General features: G+C 55.8%; 17 protein-coding genes. 12 read left to right on the plus strand and 5 right to left on the minus strand.

The window, feature by feature from the left end:
- Position 1: 1 nt before the first annotated feature.
- Positions 2-1,456, plus strand: coding sequence for an SO_0444 family Cu/Zn efflux transporter (locus tag B2310_RS06610; RefSeq protein ID WP_290729829.1), 1,455 nt, complete (start codon positions 2-4; stop codon positions 1,454-1,456).
- A 63-nt stretch (positions 1,457-1,519) separates the two neighbouring features.
- On the opposite strand, the gene ispD is transcribed toward B2310_RS06610, so the two are convergent.
- Together ispD and B2310_RS06620 are read right to left on the minus strand one after the other, a co-directional pair.
- Positions 1,520-2,203, minus strand: a complete 684-nt coding sequence (gene ispD / locus B2310_RS06615; RefSeq protein ID WP_290729832.1) for a 2-C-methyl-D-erythritol 4-phosphate cytidylyltransferase — start codon at positions 2,201-2,203, stop codon at positions 1,520-1,522.
- Between the two features lie 18 nt (positions 2,204-2,221).
- A complete protein-coding gene (locus B2310_RS06620) occupies positions 2,222-4,840 on the minus strand; it encodes a DEAD/DEAH box helicase (protein ID WP_173381126.1) in 2,619 nt (872 codons plus the stop codon).
- Positions 4,841-4,918: 78 nt separating this feature from the next.
- On the opposite strand from B2310_RS06620, the gene rfbA reads away from it, so the two are divergent.
- The 11 genes from rfbA (at position 4,919) to B2310_RS06675 (ending at position 17,044) form a co-directional block, all read left to right on the plus strand.
- Complete coding sequence (gene rfbA / locus B2310_RS06625) at positions 4,919-5,806, plus strand: glucose-1-phosphate thymidylyltransferase RfbA (RefSeq protein WP_290729835.1); 888 nt, start codon at positions 4,919-4,921, stop codon at positions 5,804-5,806.
- Between the two features lie 165 nt (positions 5,807-5,971).
- Positions 5,972-8,035, plus strand: coding sequence for a family 43 glycosylhydrolase (locus B2310_RS06630; protein WP_290729838.1), 2,064 nt, complete (start codon positions 5,972-5,974; stop codon positions 8,033-8,035).
- A gap of 78 nt (positions 8,036-8,113) precedes the next feature.
- A complete protein-coding gene (locus tag B2310_RS06635) occupies positions 8,114-9,502 on the plus strand; it encodes a DNA methylase (RefSeq protein ID WP_290729840.1) in 1,389 nt (462 codons plus the stop codon).
- The gene (locus B2310_RS06640; protein ID WP_173381130.1) at positions 9,495-9,713 is read left to right on the plus strand and encodes a hypothetical protein; all 219 of its coding nucleotides are present in this window, start codon (positions 9,495-9,497) and stop codon (positions 9,711-9,713) included. The genes B2310_RS06635 and B2310_RS06640 overlap by 8 nt, the downstream gene beginning before the upstream one ends.
- A gap of 140 nt (positions 9,714-9,853) precedes the next feature.
- On the plus strand, positions 9,854-11,101 hold the full coding sequence (locus tag B2310_RS06645) for a cytosine permease (protein WP_290729843.1): 1,248 nt from the start codon (positions 9,854-9,856) through the stop codon (positions 11,099-11,101).
- A gap of 20 nt (positions 11,102-11,121) precedes the next feature.
- Entirely contained in the window at positions 11,122-11,952 is an 831-nt protein-coding gene (locus B2310_RS06650) for a pyridoxamine kinase (protein ID WP_290729845.1), read from the plus strand.
- Positions 11,953-11,963: 11 nt separating this feature from the next.
- On the plus strand, positions 11,964-12,623 hold the full coding sequence (locus B2310_RS06655) for a TatD family nuclease-associated radical SAM protein (RefSeq protein ID WP_173381133.1): 660 nt from the start codon (positions 11,964-11,966) through the stop codon (positions 12,621-12,623).
- A gap of 26 nt (positions 12,624-12,649) precedes the next feature.
- Positions 12,650-13,318, plus strand: coding sequence for a fibrobacter succinogenes major paralogous domain-containing protein (locus B2310_RS06660; protein ID WP_290729847.1), 669 nt, complete (start codon positions 12,650-12,652; stop codon positions 13,316-13,318).
- Positions 13,319-13,438: 120 nt separating this feature from the next.
- Positions 13,439-14,356 carry a hypothetical protein gene (locus B2310_RS06665; RefSeq protein WP_290729849.1) on the plus strand — a complete coding sequence of 306 codons (918 nt, stop codon included), beginning with the start codon at positions 13,439-13,441 and terminating at the stop codon, positions 14,354-14,356.
- 70 nt (positions 14,357-14,426) lie between these two features.
- The gene (locus B2310_RS06670) at positions 14,427-16,391 is read left to right on the plus strand and encodes a GTP-binding protein (RefSeq protein ID WP_290729851.1); all 1,965 of its coding nucleotides are present in this window, start codon (positions 14,427-14,429) and stop codon (positions 16,389-16,391) included.
- A 14-nt stretch (positions 16,392-16,405) separates the two neighbouring features.
- A complete protein-coding gene (locus B2310_RS06675) occupies positions 16,406-17,044 on the plus strand; it encodes a CatB-related O-acetyltransferase (RefSeq protein ID WP_290729853.1) in 639 nt (212 codons plus the stop codon).
- Between the two features lie 3 nt (positions 17,045-17,047).
- Here the strand turns inward: B2310_RS06675 and B2310_RS06680 are convergent, their stop codons facing one another.
- The 3 genes from B2310_RS06680 to B2310_RS06690 all read right to left on the minus strand — a co-directional run bounded on the left by B2310_RS06680 (position 17,048) and on the right by B2310_RS06690 (position 20,327).
- On the minus strand, positions 17,048-17,938 hold the full coding sequence (locus B2310_RS06680; RefSeq protein ID WP_073115520.1) for a DUF58 domain-containing protein: 891 nt from the start codon (positions 17,936-17,938) through the stop codon (positions 17,048-17,050).
- A 174-nt stretch (positions 17,939-18,112) separates the two neighbouring features.
- Positions 18,113-18,493, minus strand: coding sequence for an Hsp20/alpha crystallin family protein (locus B2310_RS06685; RefSeq protein WP_173381139.1), 381 nt, complete (start codon positions 18,491-18,493; stop codon positions 18,113-18,115).
- A 310-nt stretch (positions 18,494-18,803) separates the two neighbouring features.
- A complete protein-coding gene (locus tag B2310_RS06690) occupies positions 18,804-20,327 on the minus strand; it encodes a T9SS type A sorting domain-containing protein (protein ID WP_290726102.1) in 1,524 nt (507 codons plus the stop codon).
- Between the last annotated feature and the right edge of the window lie 111 nt (positions 20,328-20,438).

A 20,438-nucleotide genomic window follows, 5' to 3' on the forward strand; every position in this document is an offset into this window, starting at 1 on the left:
CATGGATTCCTTCGTCGATATCTTTAAGGTCTTTGTACACGAGTTTATCACGCTGTTTTCCGAGATGGCGCCGTTCCTGCTGCTCGGTTTCTTGCTTGCGGGCATTTTGCACGTGTGGGTGCCGAACCATCTGTACGTTCCCAAGATTTCCAAATCGAATTTCATGTCGGTGCTGTGGGCGGCCCTGTTCGGTGTGCCGCTCCCGATTTGCAGTTGCGGCGTGATTCCCACGTCGATTGCTCTCCGGAAGGAGGGGGCGAGCAAGGGGGCGAGCGTGAGCTTCCTCATTTCGACGCCTGCGACGGGTGTGGATTCTATCCTCGCGACGTATTCGCTGCTCGGGCTCCCGTTTGCGATTTTGCGCCCGATTGCGGCATTCGTGACGGCGCTTTTCGGAGGCGTGCTCACGAACATCGTGTCTCGCGGGGAAGATGCTGCGGTGCACGGCGAGGCACACCCCGAAACCATCGACTTTGACGACTGCGATACTGATCACCACTGCGGTTGTGGCCACTGCGACCCTTCGACGGGCTCAGGAACCGAATGCGTCGAACATGGCTGCGGTTGCGAATCGCGCGATGTGCACCGCATGTCTTTCGGCCAGAAGGTTGTGGAAACTTTCCGCTACGGGCTCGTGAACATGGTGGGCGACGTGAGCAAGTGGCTGCTCATTGGCCTTTTGCTGGGCGCCTTGATTTCGGCGTTTGTCCCGAACGAGCTCTTCCTTGCCCTGCGTGAATATCCGCTGCTCTGTATGCTTGCCGTTCTCATGCTCGCGATGCCGATGTACACGTGTGCGACGGGTTCCATTCCGCTTGCGCTTGCGCTCGTGGCGAAGGGAATTACTCCGGGGGCGGCCCTCGTGCTGCTCATGGCGGGCCCTGCGACGAGTATCGCCTCGATGCTTGTGGTAGGGAAGGCGTTTGGCAAGCGGACTCTCGTGGCATACCTTGTCTCGATTGCGGTCGGCGCGATTGGCTTCGGGCTGATTGTCGATACGTTCTTCATGGACACGTTCCTTGCGGCGATGCTCCCGCATGGCTCTGCGGAATGTCACGGGCATGGTGCGCTTGGCGTGTTTGACTATGTATGTGCGGGCTTGCTCGCAGCATTCATGATTTACGCGAAGTTCGGACACAAGGGCTGCGGCTGTGGGCACGAACATGGTGGACATTGCGGGTGCGGCCATGACCACGAAGGAAACTGCTGCCACGACCACGAAGAGGAATGCGATGAATGCGTTCACGTGACTTACCGCGTGAACGGCATGAGCTGCAGCCACTGCAAGGCGTGCGTCGAGAAGGCGGTTCGCGTGCTGGACGGCGTGGAATTTGCCGAGGCCGATGTCTCGAAGAAGGAACTTCGCGTGGAATGGCACGACGTACACGATGTCGATGAGGCGGCGCTCAGGAAGGCGGTGGAAGAAGCCGGCTTCGAATTCGACGGGAAGGTCTAAAGAAAAGATGCCCGGCCAAGCCGGGCATGACGAGAACCTATTTCGCGCGGAGAGACGTTTATACTATTTCGCGCGGCTTGCGAAAATCTCGAAGTCTTCGGGCGTGGTGAGCTTGTCGTTCGCGGCGTTGCCCTTCACGATGTAGACGCTCTCGCCAAAATATTCTAGGATGCTCGCCTCGTCGGTGGGCGTGAAGTTCAGGGGCTCTGCGGCGATGCGCGCGTAGAGCCTTTTCAGTAGCGCGATGGAGGCGGCCTGCGGGGTCTGTGCCATCCAGACGGTATTGCGGTCGATGGTGGATTCGACGCGCCCGTCTTTAGCAATCTTGATGGTATCGACGGCGGGCTTTGCCACAAGGCAGCTGCCCTTGGTTAGAAGCGTTTCGCACACGTCGCGGATGATTTCCCTGCTCACGAAGGGGCGTGCCACGTCGTGGACCAGAACGAATTCCGCATTGCTTGTAAGTGCGTTCACGCCGTTCTCGACGGACTGCCAGCGTTCTGCGCCGCCCACGACGATTTTCAGCTTGGGGTGCGAGATTTCCTTTTCGAAATGATCCTTCCAGTCGGCGGGTACGGCCATCACGACTTCTGCGATTTCTTCCATCTCGAGGAAAGTCTCGAGGCTGTAGCGGTAGACGGGCTTGCCGCCCAGGAGCATCAGCTGCTTGGGAATGTTGCCGCCCATGCGTTTGCCGAGTCCCCCTGCGGGGAGGACTGCCGCGAATCTGCCTTTCAAGTTCTGCATGTCGGTAAAGATATAAAATTACGCTTCGCCGATGCGCAGCATTTTCAGGAGCGGGATTCCGGCTTCGCGGCTGTCGGCGAGGTTTATCTCGAAGTCGATGCTCCAGTCGTTGAATTCTTCCTCGTCCTGCAGCATCTGCTGTATGTGCATCACGTCGCCCTCGTAGGTCACGATGGTGTGGGCGAGTGCGCGACCTTCCACATCGAGACGGAACTTGTGGTGCTCTGCCGTGTAGGCGGCCATGATTTCGGTGAGCATGTTCTCGGTCCACGGCTTGCCTTCGCCGTCCACGAGCATCTGGCCTTCTTCGAGGTCGTCCGCAAGGCTGTCGAGGACTGCGGCAAAGTCCTGCTTGGCGAGGTTGCCCATGATCTGGAAGATGCGCTGGCGGACCATGCCGAGGAACCGCTTCTTGTCGTAGGTGATGTCGGCGGCGGCCTTGTCGGCCCCGAATGCCTTCTCCGCCTCGTCTTCGGTGAGGCCTTCTTCCAGGCGCTTCTGGTAATCCTCGGGATGGGCCATCTTTTCCCATTCTTCGAGCAGGCTCGAGTCGACGCGGCGGATCATGTCGCCGAGGTAGTCCTGCATTTCGAGGAGCTCGTCGTTCTTGTATCCATCGGGCACCGTCTGGCTCAAGACTTTATACACGTAGTTCAGGTGCCGGAGCAGGATCGCTTCCATGCGCTGCAGGCCGTACTGCTTCACGTAGCCGCTGAACGTGCTGAAGTTCTCGAACATCTCGCGCACGATGGATTTGGGCTCCACGTTCACGTCGACCCACGGGTGCTGTTCCGCAAACTCGTTGTACGTGCCGTAGATAAACTCGCGGAGCGGCTTGGGGTACTCGACCTTCTCGATTTCTTCCATGCGCTGGTTGTATTCCATGCCCTGCGCCTTGAGCTCGTCGAGCCTTGCCGTGCGGGCCTTGTTCTGCTGGATGCGCAGAATCGCCTCCGGGTTCTCTACGATGCTTTCGCATAACGTAATTACGTCGAGCGCGTAATCCGGGCTTTCGCTGTCCAGTTTCGGGAGCGTATCTACCAGGTAGAGCGAGAGCGGCTGGTTCATCGCGAAGTCGTCCTGCAGGTCCATGTTCACGCGCAGGTGACTGTAGCCCTCGGCTACGGGCTTCACGAACTCCACGATGTTCTTTTCCACCAGGCTGCGGAAAAGCTGGAAGGAACGGTGCTGTAACTGCTTCTTGCTCGCCGCGCTCTCGTGACAATCCTTGATGAGCGTGCGCATTGCCTTGCAGCCGTCGGTCTCGCGGCTCAGGATGTTCAGGAGCATCCCGTGATCTACGCGGAAGCTCGAGGTGAGCGGTTCGGGCTGCGCGTCAATCAGGCGCTTGTACGTACTCTCGTCGAAGGGGACGTAGCCATGCTCGGGCGGTTTGCGCTTCTGGAACTTCTTCCCTGTCTGGCGGCTCTTCGCCTCGAGTTTCAGGTTCTCGATTACATGTTCGGGAGCTTGCGCCACCACGTATCCGATGTTGTCGAATCCCTTGCGCCCTGCGCGGCCCGCAATCTGGTGGAAGTCGCGTGCGGTTAATATCGCGGTCTTGTCGCCGCTGTACTTGCAGAGCTGCGTGAAGAGTACCGTGCGGATAGGGACGTTCACGCCCACGCCGAGCGTGTCGGTGCCGCAGATGACTTTCAGTAAGCCTTGCTGTGCGAGCTTTTCGCAGAGGATGCGGTACTTGGGGAGTAGCCCCGCGTGGTGCAGGCCAATCCCCTGCTTGAGCCAACGCTTGACATCGGGACCGTAGGGGCTAGAGAACCGCACTTCCTTGATGGCTTCGTTTATCTTGACCTTCTCTTCCTTGGTGCAGAGGTCGAGACTCATAAAGTTCTGCGCATTGCTTGCCGCAGCCGCCTGAGTAAAGTGAACTACATATACGGGTGCCTTGCCCTCGTTCACGAGCTTCTGCACCTCGGTCGAAATCTCTGTGGTGCTGTAGCTGAAATCGAGCGGGACGGGCCTCTGCGAGGAACGGACGGTAACCGACTCCCGCCCGGTATGCTTTGTCATCTCGCGTTCGAAAAATTCAGTTGCGCCGACGGTCGCGCTCATCAGGAGGAATCGAGACTGCGGGAGCGTCAGGAGCGGTATTTGCCAGGCGACGCCGCGCTCGCGGTCGGAATAGTAGTGGAATTCGTCCATCACGATGTCGGTAATCGTGAGTTTCTCGCCTTCGCAGAGAGCCATGTTGCTTAAAATTTCTGCGGTGCAGCACAGGATGGGTGCGTCGCGGTTCACGGTCGCGTCACCGGTAGAAAGCCCCACGTTCTCGGGCCCGAATTCCTTGCAGAGCGCCATCCACTTCTCGTTCACGAGCGCCTTGATGGGGCAGGTGTACACGCTTTTGCGGCCATGCGCGATGCTGTCGAAATGGAGCGCGAGGGCGACCATCGACTTGCCCGAACCCGTGGGTGTATTCAGGATAACGTTCTTTCCGTCCAGAAGTTCGAGGATGGCCTCTTCCTGCGCGGGGTAGAGCGTGGTTCCGCGGGACTGCGCCCATTCCATGAATGCTTCCAGGATGTCCTCGGAAGCGGGCGCGGTGCGGCCTCCTGCCGATTTTGTGGCGAATCTTGCAATGAAATCCTTGAGTGTGGCCTTGTTTTGCTCTGCCATAATGCGCAAAGATAGTTCTTTTGTCCCGGCTGTAATTTTAAGATTTCTATTATTTTGAAAAAATAAAAGGAACCTAGCATGAAAGGAATCGTTCTCGCCGGAGGCTCCGGCACAAGGCTCTACCCGCTGACCATGGTCACCAGCAAGCAGCTCTTGCCGGTCTACGACAAGCCCATGATCTACTACCCGCTTTCGACCCTGATGCTTGCGGGCATCCGCGAAATCCTCATCATCTCGACACCGACGGACCTGCCGAATTTCGAGCGCTTGCTGGGCGACGGTTCCGCGATGGGCCTGAGCCTCAGTTACAAGGTGCAGCCGAGCCCCGATGGCCTGGCGCAGGCGTTTATCCTGGGCGAGGAATTTATCGGTAACGACTGCTGCGCGATGGTGCTGGGCGACAACATCTTCTACGGCAACGGCTTTAGCCCGCTTCTGAAGGCTGCGGTGAAAAACGCCGAGGAGAACGGCCGCGCGAGCGTATTCGGTTACTACGTGGAAGACCCGGAACGCTTTGGCGTGGTGGAATTCGACAATGCAGGTAAAGTAATTTCTGTGGAAGAAAAACCGAAGGAGCCCAAGAGCAACTACGCGATTACGGGCCTCTATTTCTATGACAACCGCGTGAGTGGATTTGCGAAGGCCCAGAAGCCGAGCGCCCGCGGGGAACTCGAGATTACCGACTTGAACAAGACGTACCTCGACAGGGGAGAACTCGACGTAAAACTCCTGGGCCGTGGCTTTGCATGGCTCGATACCGGCACGATGGACAGCCTGATTGAAGCGGGCGAGTTCGTGAAGATGGTCGAGAACCGCCAGGGAATCCAGATTTCCGCGGTCGAGGAAATCGCCTACGTGAACGGCTGGATCAGCAAGGAAAAGTTGCTCGAATCCGCCGCCAAGTACGGAAAATCCCCCTACGGCCAGCACCTGCGCAAGGTCGCCGAAGGGAAAATCCGTTACTAGGCCAAATTTGAATCGAAAATCCCTTTTTTAAGTCAAAATCGCCAGTTTGGCTATTGACAACTTATCCATGCGAACATGCTTTTCGCATGGAATTTTTTCATGATTTGTGGATAATTTTAGAGTGGTGAGTTATATAAATGCCTCTCGAGGCGAAAGGGATGTATCATGAAGTTTGCAAGAACTGCAAAAATTGCCGCTGCCGTGGCCGCATTTGGACTTTGTTCCGCAGCCATGGCCGAAAACCCGCTTATCCAGACCTATTATTCTCCGGACCCGGCGCCTGTCGTGTTCGGCGATACGCTCTGCACCTATTCCGGCAACGACGAGGGCGGTAGCTTCTTCACGATGCATGGCTGGCGCGTATCGTGCACCACGGATATGGTGAACTGGACCGACATGAACACCCTCATTTTGGAAGCGGGTGACTTTAACGGCTCTGCCAAGAAGAACGGTGACTGGGCATCTCAATGCATTCGCCGCAATGGCAAGTACTATTATTACGTGACCGTGGAATCCACCCGAGGTGGCCGCGCCATCAACGTGGGTGTGTCCGACAAGAAGGAAGGCCCCTTCAAGGATGCCCTGAACGGCAAGCACTTGGCGGGCCCCAACTGGGACTACATCGACCCCACCGTATTTATTGACGACGATGGCCAGGCATGGCTCTACTGGGGTAACCCGAAGCTCTATTACTGCCCCCTCAAGGAGAACATGATCGAATGCGCAAGCGAAATCAAGGTCTCCGATATGAGCACCTTTAACGGCAAGTATACCGAAGGCCCGTGGATTCACAAGCGCGGCAAAAAATATTACATGATTTACGCCGCCGGTGGCATTCCCGAATCCATTGACTATTCCTGGAGCGATTCCCCGACGGGTCCCTGGACATACAAGGGCGTCATTATGCCGAGTAGCGAACCGGGTTCCGCGTTCACCGTCCACTCCGGCATTGTCGACTTTAAGGGCCGCAGCTTCTTCTTCTACCATAACCAGAAGAACGTGAAGGGCGGCGGCTACAGCCGTTCTACCGCCATCGAAGAATTCACCTGGAATGCCGACGGTACCATTCCCACAATCCGTGCCACCAACAATGGCGTCGTGAAGCCTATCAAGAACCTTGACCCGTTCGTGCGCGTGGAAGCCGAAACCAAGGCCTGGGTTGGCGGCATGACTGTCAATACGTCGGGCGGTTACACCATCATCGAGCATGTCGGTGCCGAATACGGCAATGTGTTCCTCACCAAGATGAACAGCGGATTCTACACGAAGGTGCGCTCTGTTGACATGGGCGACGGTGCCGACCGCATTATCGTTTGCACCAGGGGTAATGGTGGTAAGCTTGAACTGCATGCCGGTTCCGAAAACGGCGCTCTCCTTGCGTCCATGAATATCCCTGCAAGTTCTGCTTGGGAAGAACATACCTTCGATGTGACCGATGCTGCCGGCGTCGACGATCTGTTCTTTGTGGTAAAGCAGGGCGGGTTCGATTTCGACTACTGGTACATGGAAAGCGAAAAGACTGCCGTTCCGCAGACGCCTTACAAGGGCACTGCCGCTACGGTTCCGGGCAAGATCGAGGCTGAAAACTATGACGAAGGCGGCCACAACAAGGCTTTCTACGATAACGACCGCGAAAATCAGGGCAAGGCCTACCGCGAAGACGAAGTTGACGTGGTCGACATTAGCGATTCCAAGTGCGGTGATGCTGCCTGCACGGGTTATGCCATCGGTTACACCAATGACGGCGAATGGATGGAATACACCATCAATGTCGCTGCCGATGCCAAGTACGATATCACCGCGAATGTGGCGACCGCATTCGAAACATCTGCGATGCAGCTGTTCATTGACGACAAGGAAATCACCGAATCGGTGGTTGCCCCGAAGGTCGATTCCGTGTGGACTACGTATAAGGTAATTGACGTGGGCTCCGCGGAACTCAAGAAGGGCGAACACGTGCTCAAGCTCCTGATTACGGGCGCCTACCTGAACGTGGACTGGATTCAGTTTACCGATCCGAATACGGTGGCTCTCGGTCAGGAGATTCGTGTTGCTCCCCAGCATCCGTCTGCCTATAACGTGTTCAGCGCGATGGGCAAGTTCCTCGGCCATATCGATAATGCGGGTGCGGACCTCTCCGCAACCCTCAAGCAGGCGGGCTTTGCGAACGGCATCTATATCATGCGCGGTGTCGACCATTCCAGGCCCCTTCGCGTGATGGTGAAGTAAAGGTCTTTTATAACGGATGGCGCCCCGCTAGCGATAGCGGGGTGTCTTTTTTCATCCGTCGCTTCCTATATTTTCATCGTGCAATCGCGAACTTATGCAGCCATAGACCTCAAGTCGTTCTTTGCTTCGGTGGAATGTATCCTCCGGGGTATTGACCCGTTGAAGGCGAAACTCGTGGTGGCCGACGAGAGCCGTACCGAGAAGACGATTTGCCTTGCGGTGACGCCAGCCTTGAAGGCCTACGGGATTCCCGGGCGTGCCCGCCTTTTCGAGGTGAACCAGAAGGTTCGTGAAGTCGAACGCAAGACGGGCGAGAAGATAGAATTTATCATCGCAAAACCGCAGATGGCCAAGTACGTGGAGTTTTCCACGAGGGTTTACAACGTTTATTTGAAATACGTGAGCGCCGAGGATATCCACGCTTATTCCATTGACGAATGTTTCTTGGACTTGACACGCTACCTTAAGTTGTATAAGAAACCGGCGCGCGAACTGGTGAAGACGATTATACAGGATGTGTTCACGACTACGGGCATTACGGCGACAGGCGGGATAGGCACGAACCTTTACTTGTGCAAGGTCGCGATGGACGTGATGGCGAAGCATGTGGAAGCTGATGAAGATGGCGTGCGCATCGCGGAACTTGACGAGATGAGCTACCGCAGGCAGCTGTGGTCGCACCAGCCGATAACGAGCTTTTGGCAGGTGGGGCGCGGGATTGCTGCTCGCCTGGAAAAGTGCTACTTGAATGGTGGGCGTGGAATCCGTACGATGGGCGATATCGCCCGTGTGAGCGTCAAGAATCCCGATGCACTTTACAAGATGCTCGGTGTGAATGCGGAGATATTGATAGACCATGCCTGGGGTTACGAACCCTGCACGATTGCCGACATCAAGAAGGCGAAACCCCGGAGTCGCAGTACCGGCGAGGGCCAGGTGCTGCAGGACCCGTACCCTTTTGACAAGGCGAGGCTCGTGGTGCGCGAGATGGTCGATACAGTCTCGATGGCGCTGGTTTCGCACGACCTGGTGACAAATGCCATGGTGCTTACTGTGGGTTACGACCGCGAAAATGTGGACAAGGGAATTTACCGCAGCGAGACCGTAGTGGATTTCTACGGACGGACAATCCCGAAGCCTGCTCACGGGACGGCGAATATCGGCTACTACACGAGTTCGCAGGCCGTGATGGCGGAAGCCGTGATGAAGCTCTTCGACCGCATCGTGGATCCGAACTTGACAGTGCGACGTCTGAACCTTGTAGCGACGGACATTGTGGATGCGAGCTACGAACAGTACGATCTGTTTACCGACGTGCAAAAACAACAGCGCGAAAAGAAGCGCCTGAAGGCGGAGCTCCTCATCAAGAAGCGCTTTGGCAAGAACGCCATCGTGAAGGGCATGGATTTGCAGGAGGGGGCTACCACCATCGAGCGGAACGGGCAGATTGGAGGACATCGTGCGTGACGACTACAGCGACATAATAAACTTGCCGTATCCGCGCGACGATTGGAACTTCCTCATGAAGCATCCGCGTATGGCCGTGGTTGACCGAGCAAAGTTTTTTCATCCTTTCGCTGCTCTCCGCGGACATGCGGAAGCGCTTGATGCGACTGCCGAAAAGAAACAGGATGCAGTGGAAAACGAGTTTGGCTACGATGACGATTTTGGCGCGTGATTTTACAGATAGTGAAAACGCTATTGATATAGTTATAATTTATAGCTTGGCATAAGAAAGTAGTATTGTCGCGGGGCCTTGTAATGCGGGGGCCGCATTTCTATTTTTGCGCCGTCTTTTAAACTACATGGAGGCGTTTTATGGAAAAACGTACAGGCTTGTTTTCGAATGGAATCATCTGGTTCGGTGTCGCCATTTCTGTTTCCGAAATCGAGGCGGGCATCGAAATCGGTGCCGCGGCTGCACGCGATTCCTTGTGGCTCCCGCTAATCCTCGGCCATGTGCTGGGCGGCATCCTGCTCTTTTTCGTGGGCCTCATCGGTGCGCGCGTGCGTGTGAACGCGATGGAAACGACCGCCTCCGCCTTCGGTAAGTACGGCTCCAAGTTTTTTGCCGCGCTGAACGTTTTCCAGCTGCTCGCGTGGGTGGCCGTGCTGAACGCGCAGGGCGCTTCCGCCTTGGCGGGGCTCAACCTGCCTATTTCTTTCCCGCTTACGTGCGCCATTCTTGCGGTGTTTATCGCCATCTGGGTGTTTGTCGGGCTCAAGCGTTCCGCGAACGTGACGACGGTCGTGATGGCGGCGCTTGCGGTTTTGCTTGCGATTCTTTCTGTTAAACTGTTCGGGCTCAATGGCGCCGATAGCACGACCGTCGCCGGCGCTGCCGCCGGGGCCGCCGCGGGTTCCGTAGCGTTACTCGGCTTCTGGAATATCTTCGAGATTTCCATCGCCATGCCCATCTCCTGGCTGCCGGTGATTTCGGACTATACGAAGGATGTTGAAAATCCGGTGAAGGCGACGGCGGTTTCCGCGGCGGCCTACACGTTCGCAAGCCTCTGGATGTACATTCTCGGCATCGAAATTGCGGGCATCGGTGCGAACAACAACATCGCGCAGGCCATTCTCCTTGCAGGCCTCGGCATCCCGGGAATCATCATCGTGGTGCTCTCTACCGTCACGACAAACTTCCTTGCGGCCAATTCCGCAGGCGAATCCTCAAAGGCGATTTACGGCAAAATCAACCCGAAGATTGCAGGCGTTATCGTGAGCCTCTTGAGTGCGGCGCTTGCCATCTCGGGAATCATGGAACACTACATCAGCTTCCTCTACCTGATTGCCTCGGTATTCGCGCCCATGGCAGCCGTGTTGCTCGTCTCGTTCTACTTCGGGAAGGTTGGCACAGTCGATGCCCGCGAAAACAGCGCACGCGCCGCATCTCTCGGATTCTGGCTCTGGAACCTTTTCTCTTGGCTTGCGGGTTTCATTGTCTATCAGGTCGCCGAGCACCTTGATTCCGTGCCGCTCGGCCCCACACTCCTCGCCGTTATCGTATCGGCCGTATTTGCCTATGCACGCGTGCTATTCCGCGGCATCCATGGCAGGCAATAATTTCTAAATTATAACTCGCTATGCCACAGAAGAAGATTGCCCTCATCAACGATATCACCGGATTCGGCCGCTGCTCGGTCGCCGTCATGGCGCCAGTCATCTCGGCCATGAAAATCCAGGCGGTCGCGGTACCTACGGCAATACTTTCTACGCATACGCAGTTCCCCAAGTATTTCTTTGACGATTACACCTCCAAAATGCGCGACTACATCCAGACCTACAAGGACCTGGACATGAGTTTTGACGCCATCGCGACGGGCTTTCTCGGCTCCGAAGAGCAGGTGGACATCGTCATCGACTTCATCAGGACTTTCAAGAAGAAGGGCGTGTTCACGCTTGTCGACCCGGTGATGGGCGACTACGGCAGGCTCTACACCACGTACACGCCGGAACTTTGCGAAAAGATGCGCGCGCTCGTGCATTACGCCGACATCCTCACGCCGAACCTCACCGAACTCTGCTCGCTTACAGGTTCCGATTACCGCGACGGGAAACTCACTCCGGTAGAAATCGAGAACATGTGCAAAACACTTGCCGAGCAGGGTCCTGAACACATCGTGGTGACGGGCGTCCATTACAGCAGTAAGCAGATCATGAATTTCGTTTATAGCAGGGGCGAAGAACCGAAAATTGTGATGGCCGACCGCATCGGTGGCGACCGCAGCGGAACGGGCGACGTGATAAGCGCGGTAATCGCGGGTATGTACCTGAACGGCCACGATTTTTACGAGTCGGTGAAGAAGGCTGCCGAATTCGCGTCCAAGTGTATTGAATATTGTGTACAAAATAATGTTCCCGAACACTGGGGCCTGAGCGTCGAGATGTACCTTCGCGACCTCATAGAAGATTAAAGGGGGGCCAAATGATAGTTTATACCGTGACAGGAAAAGTCGGCCAGGCCGGCTATTTGGATATCGCGAACAGCGGCGACATTGCTGGCAAGAACATCTACGTGAACATGACGAACCGCTGCCCGTGCAGTTGCGTGTTTTGCCTGCGCCAGACGAAGAAGATGATGGAAGGCAATTCGCTCTGGCTCAAGGAAGGTGAACCGAGCGTCGAGCGCGTGATGGAAATTTTCGACGCATACGACCTGAACGCAATCAACGACCTGGTTTTTTGCGGGTTCGGCGAACCGCTCGAACGCCTGCACGACGTGTGCGAGGTGATTGATCGGCTCAAGGCGAAGTACCCGAAGCTCAAGGTGCGCGTGAACACGAACGGCCTTGCGAACCTGATCCACGGCAAGGATATCACGCCCGAACTCGAAGGCCGCTTCGACACGGTTTCCATTTCGCTGAACGCCCCCAACGCCGAAGAATTCCTCGCACTCACGCGCTCCAAGTTCGGCATCAAGTCTTACGATGCGCTCAAGGAATTCGCCGTGCTAGCGAAGGCCCACGTGAAGAACGTCGTCATGACCGTCGTCGAGAAGGTGATGCCCGAAGAAAAGATCGAGATTTGCCGCAAACTGTGCGATGAACTCGGCGTCACGCTACGCGTGCGTCCGTTCGAGGAGTAAATGCTAACTCGGTGCGGAGAATGCTGATGTTGCGTTTGATTGTAATGTGTTTGGCGGTGGCGCTTGCCTGCACGAATTCGTTTGCGGCGAAGTCCGGCGCAAAATCTAAACCAGCAAAAGCATCGTCCGCAAAGTCGAAGCCCGCGAAAACGGCCTCTAAATCCAAGGCTCTCGAGTTCAAGGACCCGCGCGACAAGCAGACCTACCGCCTCGTGAAAATCGGGGACCGCACCTGGTTCGGCGACAATCTGAATTTCGAGTCCGAAGGCAGTTTCTGCTTCGATGACGACGACAACAACTGCATGGCTTATGGCCGCCTCTACACGTGGGATGCCGCCCGCAGTGCGTGCCCTTCCGGTTTCCGCCTGCCGAAGCACGAAGATTTCGAGAGCCTCTGGAACGCAGCCGGTGGCGACTACAATGCAGGCTACCTGCTCAAGACAAACTATGGATGGAAGGGCGACACCAACGGCAACGATACGCTCAAGTTCGGTGCCATGCCTGCCGGCAATCGCTTTGACGACGCCACCTACGGCAACCTTGCCAAGTTCGCCTTTTTCTGGAGTGCCGACGATGCTCTGGAAGATATCGGGCAGGGCGAAGCCCGCGTTTGGTACCTCACGAACAAGTCGATGGCTTTCGGCTACACTTCGAAATCAAAAGTTTTCGGTTTTTCGGTGCGTTGCGTCAAATAGAGCGTTTTTCCTTGCTTTATTGTAAAATTTCAATCGCTTTTACAACGTTTTTTGGGTTAAAGCATCGCAATGTTTCTTTTTTTATTTATTTTTATGGAAACACAAAAAAAGGAAGAACATATGAAGAAAAAACTTTTCCCCCTCCTTGGTTCCCTCCTGCTTTGCGCAGGCTGTGAAATTACGGTAACGGATAACACCGAAATTAGCGAACCCTCTGACACTCCGGTATCTCTTGGTCAGCTTCCCAAGGATTACTATATCAAGGACCTGATGGCCTACACTTGGTCTGACGGTGCTGGTCAGGCAACCGTTTATTCCTCGACCTGTAAGGAAGAGAATTATGAACTCGTCTGGAAGGCCGACAATCAGAAGGAATATGTCGTCACCTTCTATGATTACCCCTCTCGTGACTCTCTCGAAATGATGATTGGTGCTGCAAGCTTCGGCATGTACTATGATGCCGACATGAGCAATCCGTATCCGGCAGGCCGTATCTACCAGGCCGACCAGATTAACAAGGATGCCATCAGCGGTTTCGTTATCGGCTACGACACCTATGCTAGCGTAGGCTTCATCAACACGGAATGCCCGGTCGAAGATCTCGATTTCGCCGACGAAATCATGGACTTCCTCAAGATCAACGCAAATGACCAGGTAAGTTACAACTGCAATACGGTCACTGCTGCTGGCGTAGATATCAAGCTCGTGTCCAACAAGCCGACTTCCGTTTCTTACTCCATTTCGTTCGAAGGCAACAAGTGTGACCTCACCGAAACGCTCCGTTTTGCCTTCTATGAAGATGACTGCAAGGCCGCTTACGATGACTTCCTGATTGACGCAGAAGCCGAACCGGGCCTCCGCTTCGACATGAACGATTACAGCTACAGCCTCGAAACCGAGAGCCTCCGCTGCCTCGACAACCTCCTCGACGACTTCTACATGGACGCCCCGCTCTTCAAGGGCAAGAAGGTCGAAAAGAGGAGCGGCAAGGAATTTGCCAAGTTCCTCAACAAGATGTCGAAGAAGATCCGCAAGTAGTCTAAACGGCAAAGCTTGATAAAGGGATTCCCCGGAATGGGGAATCTCTTTTTTTGTTAGATTTGAAACGATGCCGCAATCTGTCCGCAACATTGCTATACTCGCGCATGTCGATGCCGGAAAGACGACCCTTTCCGAGCGTATATTGTTTGCGGCGGGCGAGGTGCGCAGGCCGGGAAAGGTCGAAGAGGGCCTTGCCACGATGGACTACATGCCCGAAGAAAAGGAACGCGGCATCACCATCGAGAGCGGAGTCGCGCACTTCGAGTGGAAGAACACCTGGTTCAACTTTATCGATACGCCGGGGCATGTGGATTTCGGTGCCGAAGTCGACATGGCGCTCTCGGCCGTGGAAGGCGCCGTGCTCGTGGTGAGTGCGGCAAGCGGGGTCGAAACGCAGACGGTCGCCGCGTTCAAAAAGTTGCGCGAGGCGGGAGTGCGAACCATCCTGTTCGTGAACAAGCTGGATAATCCCGACTATTCGCTTGACGAAACTCTCATCAACATCGAAGAAATCCTGGGCGTGCGTCCGGTGCTGATGACACTTCCGCAATACGAGAACGGCCGTATGTCGGGGGTGCTCGATGTGCTCAGCCAGAGCAGACTCGTCCATTCGGAAACGGGCGAGGAAGTGGTCGATGACGGTTGGAATGTCGAAGACGGATGGGACGGTTCCCAGGAACTGAAAAAGCATTATGTCGAAGCGTCCGAGTTCGCGAGCAATTTCGACGACGAGGTGCTGAAGCTTGCCGTTGATGGTAAACGCGTTCCGCCCAAGACGCTGCTGCGAGGCCTCAAGGCGCTTGCCAATAGCGATGATTTTGCGCTCTGCTATGCGGGTTCTGCAATGGAAGGCTACGGCGTGCGGAGCCTTGTCACAGCGCTTTCTTTCTTCTTGCCCGAACCGCCCGTGTTTGCCGATGGTGAACTCGGACAGGTGATTCGCTTGCGCCATTTCAAGGGCGTGGGCGAAATTTCGCTATTCCGCAGCCATACGGACATGGAACGCAAGGAGTGGCCCGCGGGTTTTGAGTTCTCGCGCCTCAAGGCGAACTTGCTGCAGCCTGTCGACGAAATCCGTTCGGGCGATATTTACGCGATGCGCACCCCGTTCGAGACAGAACTCGGACAGGTCATCTATGCGGATGGCACTTCGCCCTCGCCGCAGGCCGAAGCGGCGTCCGACGATGACATGCCGACCTCCATCCGCGACAAGTACCAGCCGCTTTTGCAGACGCGCGTGGAATGCCTCGGCTCTGAAGACTACCACCATGTGGAAAAGAGCCTCAATACGCTTGGCCGCATGGATCCCAGTTTCCGCGTGCAGAAGGACGATGGCGGATTCTGGTACCTGCATACTGTGGGCGAGGTGCAGCTCGATGTGTTGCTTGCCCGCCTCAAGCGCGAATTCGGTTGCGAAGTCAAAGCAGGTAGCCCCGAAGTCCGCTGGCAGGAGCGCCTGTGCCGTAACGTGGGCCCTGTCGAAAATACCTTCCAGCTTGGCCCCCACAGGATTTCCATCAAGCTTTCCGCTTCCCCGCTTGATGGCGATGCTCATGACATCCGACTTTCTGCTGAGTTCCTTGAGACGGCTCCACGCGAAATTCTGGCGGGCGTCCGTTCGGCTCTCCTGGAATCAACCGAGGTGGGAATCCTTGGCAAGGGAGCCCTTGTCGGTGTTTGCTTCGAAGTCCATGAATTTACATGGACCGAGGGGGCCTTGCCGCCCATGATCAAGAAGGCGTGTGCCGATGCAGTGACCAAGCTAATCAAGCCTGCCGATGTGGAACTTTACGAGCCCATCATGGAACTTTCGCTGGAATGCCCCGTGAACTTTGCGGGTCTTGTCACCGGCGATATCCAGGCCCGCGACGGCAAGGTGAAGGAAATCGGCGGTGATGGCAAGATACACTTCTTGAAGGCGGATGTGCCGCTGCGGAAAATCTTCGGTTACGCTACCGGCGTGCGCAGCATCAGCAAGGGCACTGCGCTCTACAGCATGAAACTGCTTGGTTACAAGCCTGCGACGGTTTGATATATATTTAGACTATGAACAATAAAATCCCCAATCCAAATACAGTCCACCCGATTGCTGGCTACGACAAGGAAATCTACGTCAAGCCTACCATCAAGAACCCGAACATCATCGTCGGGGATTTTACCTACATCGCCGACTCGGAATTTGAAAGCCACGTGACGCACCATTACGACTTTATCGGCGACAAGCTCATTATCGGGAAGTTCTGCCAGATTGCCGCGGGCGTAGAATTTGTAATGAACGGGGCGAACCACCAGATGAACGCCGTTTCCACATTCCCGTTCTACACGCTAGAAGGCTGGAACATGAAACCGCCTGCCGCTGGCGACATGCCGTTCAAGGGCGATACCGTCATTGGGAACGACGTGTGGATTGGGCAGAACGCGACTATTTTGCCTGGCGTGCATATTGGCGACGGTGCCATCATTGGTGCAAACAGCGTCGTCGGCAGCAACGTGGAACCCTACGCGGTCGTGGTCGGGAATCCTGCTGAAACAATCCGTCACCGCTTTGACGGCGAATTGACTTCGCTGCTGCTAAAGTTCAAATGGTGGAACAAACCCGTTGAAGAAATCAACGCGTTGATTCCCTTGCTGACGAACGGCGATTTGGAGGCCGTAAAGCGGGAGTTGAAAAAAAGGATGGTGTAAGTCCTACATTCTCGCGGCTTTCGCGCGGCGCCTGAAGTGCTCGATAAGCGGGGCGACGGTTTCCTTGAAGTCGTCGTGCGTCTCGATGCGCACGAAGTCAATCGACATGCGCTGGAACAGTTCCTTGGTCGCCTTGCCCTGGCGCTTTGCCTCGCGGGCGAACGCCTCGCGAAATGCCGCATCGCCGGTATCAATCAGGAGCGTCTCGCCGGTTTCGGGGTCCTCGAGTTCCACGAGTCCCGCGGGAGGCAGTTCCATTTCGCGCGGGTCCACCACCGATACCGCAAGCACGTCGTGGCGCTTGCGCAAAATCTTGAACGCGTTCTCGAAACCTTCGTCCAGAAAGTCGCTCATCACCACGACCACGGCGCGGCGGTTCAGAATCTTGCCGGCATATTCCAGCGCCACCTGCGTGTTGGTGCCGTGATGCTGCGGCTTGAAATAAAGGATTTCTCGGATGAGGCGCAATACGTGCTTGCGGCCTTTCTCCGGCGGGATGAACAGTTCGACCTGGTCGGTGTAGATGAGCAGGCCGACCTTGTCGTTGTTCTTGATGGCGGCAAAGGCAAGGAGCGCTGTGAGGGTCGCCATGACTTCGCCCTTCATTTGCTTGCCGGAACCGAATTCCGAAGAACTGGAGGCGTCGACCATCAAAAGCATGGTCATTTCGCGCTCTTCGATAAACTTCTTCACGTAGGGCGTGCCGGTACGAGCGGTCACGTTCCAGTCGATGGTACGCACGTCGTCGCCCGGCATGTACTCGCGGACCTCGCTGAACTCCATACCGTTTCCCTTGAACGAACTGTGGTAGGCGCCGGTCATCACGGTGTCGAGCGTGCCGCGAACGCTGAGTTCGATGCGGCTCACGGTCTTTAGAACTTCTTTATCAAGCATTATTTTGTCATGCCCGCCTTGATCCTATCGGCCTTTGGCCTCCAGGATGACAGGGCATCTCCATTTTCTCATGTGAATATACAAAATTCGTGCGCGAAAGTCCAAAAAAAGAACTCCCGGCGTAAACCGGGAGCCCTCTAAGGAGAACAACGATTGGAGTACATTCTTAATCGATTAGCCGACGGTCAGCTTGCGGGCTGCGGCCTGGGCCTTCTTCGACAAGTCGAATTTCAAGATGCCGTTTTCGAGCGATACCTTGATGTTCTCGGTGTCGATGTCGTCGGCCAAGCGGAAGCTGCGCTCGAAGGTGAACTTCTCGTCCTTGCTGCGGACACGCGTCGCCTTGACGGTGATGATGTTCTTTTCGACCTGGATGTCCATGTCTTCTTTCTTCACGCCCGGGAGCTCGACTTCCAATGCGAACCCGTTTTCGGTCTCGTAGTAGTCGGCCTTCGGCGTGTAGGTGCATTCGCCCTTGGCGGCTTCGGCGTTGAAGTTGTCAAGGAAGTTCTGGATGCCATAGAATGCGGTCGGGAGAATCTGTGCGTTGATCATAATTTTACCTCTTTTGTTGCGGGCCCTTTTGGCGGGAACCCATTGTTTTTTGTCTTCGCACTACTATAAGCGAACTCCGTGCCAAAACGGGTGACTGATGCATCCGGAAACGAAAATCTGCCATTTTTCGAAGAAAATCGACAGTTTTGCGCTAAAGCCGTGCCAAAACCATGGCAGCCTATTTCATAAAAAAACATGCCGGTTTCACGTGCGAAACGCCGGCATTTATCATTTTGAAAAGTCGCAGAAGTAAAAAAGAAACGGCCCCCCGATGAAGGGGGACCGCTTGGGTTGGTTATGGAGGTACTCTTTAGAACTGTTCGAAGAACTTGCGGACTTCTTCGGGCACCCAGGTTTGTTCCCAGTTCCAGCCGATGCTCATGTTGCCCGTGTCGTGGGCGGTCCACTGGTGGTTTCCGGGCCAGCTGCACCACTTGACGGGGAAGCGTTCGTCCACTTTCTTGAAATCGTAGCACACGTGGCCGGTGTTCCCACTGATTTCCTGCGGTTTTTCGCTGCTCGCGTCGGTGAAGTCGCCGTTCGCATCGGCCTTGCCGTTCCTCTTCAGGATTCTCGGCAGTGCGCTGTTCTTGGCGCGGTTGTAGTCGCAGCGGTCGTCGTTCACGCCGTGCACGTTCATCCAGGCGATAGGCAGGTTCTTCATCGCGTTACCCTCGGGCAGCCAAATATTGTAGTCGGCCACGGCGTAGGTGGCCGCTGCGCGGACCCGGCTCTGCATGTCCTGCATCAGCGAGTAGCTGAACATGGCTCCGTAGCTGAACCCGGTGATGAACACGCGGCTCGTGTCGATACAGTAGTTCTCGTTCAGGGTGGTGAGTGTCTGGGCGAAAAAGTCATGGTCGGCCTGGCCCTTGCTCCATAGGCCGCCAATCGCATCGAGAGAGACGAAGATGTAGTCGCCGTTCTTGTCGAGCACCTGCTGGCCGTAGTAGGGCGTGGGGTGGTCGTAGTCGGGGTCGTGGTGCACAAAGTCTTCGCCTTTGCTGCCGTAGCAGTGCAGCGCGAATAGCACCTTGTGCGGCTTCTTGTTGTCGTAGTTCTTGGGCAGGGTGACGAAGTAGGTGCGGTTGTCGCTGCCTACCCGGATCTGGAACTGGTCGCCGTTCTCGACGCTCTTGACCTTTTGCAGCTTGGAATTGGAGCCGCAGCCCTTGCTGGGCGTGGGGTCGTTACCGATTGCATAGCCGAACTTGAACTGGGGTGCGGTCTTTACGAGCTTGACATCGAGCGTGGTGTCGAGAGTGCCGAGGGGGACCGTGAGCGTGTCGAAGCCTTCGGCCACGAAGCGGATGGATTCGCTCTGCTGCACCTGTTTCAGGAGGGCGCGGCCTTCGCTGTCGAGGGAATTGGTGTAGGAGCCGTTCGCGTTGAAGCGGAGGGTCTGTGTCGCGCTTCCCAGGGTCACCTTGGCGAAATACGTGCCCTTGGCCTTCACGCCGGAGGTGAGGTCCACCTGGCCTGCGCCATAGAGGGTCTGGGCGAACACCCGGTTTCCGAGCGAGTTGAAAATCATGACCTCGACGGGCTTGCTGCCGCTCTGCGCATAAGAGAGGATTCCGTTGCTTATGCCGATGTAGCCGGCGGTGGCGCCTGTAACCGGCCTGATTCCCGTTTCCTCGTCCTCGTGGATGGTAAACTTGCCCTGGTCGTCGGTCGTAGCGGTCTTGCCTTCCTTGAGGAGGCTCGCTGTGGCGCCCTTGATGGCTTTGCCCTGGTCATCGGAAACGGTTCCCGATACGGTATATGCAGAAACGGTCCCGCAGAATGCGAAGAGGCATGCTGCCGTGAAAAGACTGAAACCCTTGATTGTCATGAACACTCCTTTTCCCAAAAAACTATTAGGAACTACACCTTGCAATAAACTAATCTAAATCGTGACATATGAAATGTCGTGTGCTCGCCCGCCCTATTCATGGATGAATTG

Source organism: Fibrobacter sp. UBA3629 (assembly GCF_002374005.1).
Taxonomy (GTDB): Bacteria; Fibrobacterota; Fibrobacteria; order Fibrobacterales; family Fibrobacteraceae; genus Fibrobacter.

Excerpts from the sequence above, each read along its gene's own strand:
- B2310_RS06610 (WP_290729829.1), top strand. The coding sequence starts at position 2 with ATGGATTCCTTCGTCGATATCTTTAAGGTCTTTGTACACGAGTTTATC.
- ispD (WP_290729832.1), bottom strand. The coding sequence starts at position 2,203 with ATGCAGAACTTGAAAGGCAGATTCGCGGCAGTCCTCCCCGCAGGGGGA.
- B2310_RS06620 (WP_173381126.1), bottom strand. The coding sequence starts at position 4,840 with ATGGCAGAGCAAAACAAGGCCACACTCAAGGATTTCATTGCAAGATTC.
- rfbA (WP_290729835.1), top strand. The coding sequence starts at position 4,919 with ATGAAAGGAATCGTTCTCGCCGGAGGCTCCGGCACAAGGCTCTACCCG.
- B2310_RS06630 (WP_290729838.1), top strand. The coding sequence starts at position 5,972 with ATGAAGTTTGCAAGAACTGCAAAAATTGCCGCTGCCGTGGCCGCATTT.
- B2310_RS06645 (WP_290729843.1), top strand. The coding sequence starts at position 9,854 with ATGGAAAAACGTACAGGCTTGTTTTCGAATGGAATCATCTGGTTCGGT.
- B2310_RS06650 (WP_290729845.1), top strand. The coding sequence starts at position 11,122 with ATGCCACAGAAGAAGATTGCCCTCATCAACGATATCACCGGATTCGGC.
- B2310_RS06655 (WP_173381133.1), top strand. The coding sequence starts at position 11,964 with ATGATAGTTTATACCGTGACAGGAAAAGTCGGCCAGGCCGGCTATTTG.
- B2310_RS06660 (WP_290729847.1), top strand. The coding sequence starts at position 12,650 with ATGTTGCGTTTGATTGTAATGTGTTTGGCGGTGGCGCTTGCCTGCACG.
- B2310_RS06665 (WP_290729849.1), top strand. The coding sequence starts at position 13,439 with ATGAAGAAAAAACTTTTCCCCCTCCTTGGTTCCCTCCTGCTTTGCGCA.
- B2310_RS06670 (WP_290729851.1), top strand. The coding sequence starts at position 14,427 with ATGCCGCAATCTGTCCGCAACATTGCTATACTCGCGCATGTCGATGCC.
- B2310_RS06675 (WP_290729853.1), top strand. The coding sequence starts at position 16,406 with ATGAACAATAAAATCCCCAATCCAAATACAGTCCACCCGATTGCTGGC.
- B2310_RS06680 (WP_073115520.1), bottom strand. The coding sequence starts at position 17,938 with ATGCTTGATAAAGAAGTTCTAAAGACCGTGAGCCGCATCGAACTCAGC.
- B2310_RS06685 (WP_173381139.1), bottom strand. The coding sequence starts at position 18,493 with ATGATCAACGCACAGATTCTCCCGACCGCATTCTATGGCATCCAGAAC.
- B2310_RS06690 (WP_290726102.1), bottom strand. The coding sequence starts at position 20,327 with ATGACAATCAAGGGTTTCAGTCTTTTCACGGCAGCATGCCTCTTCGCA.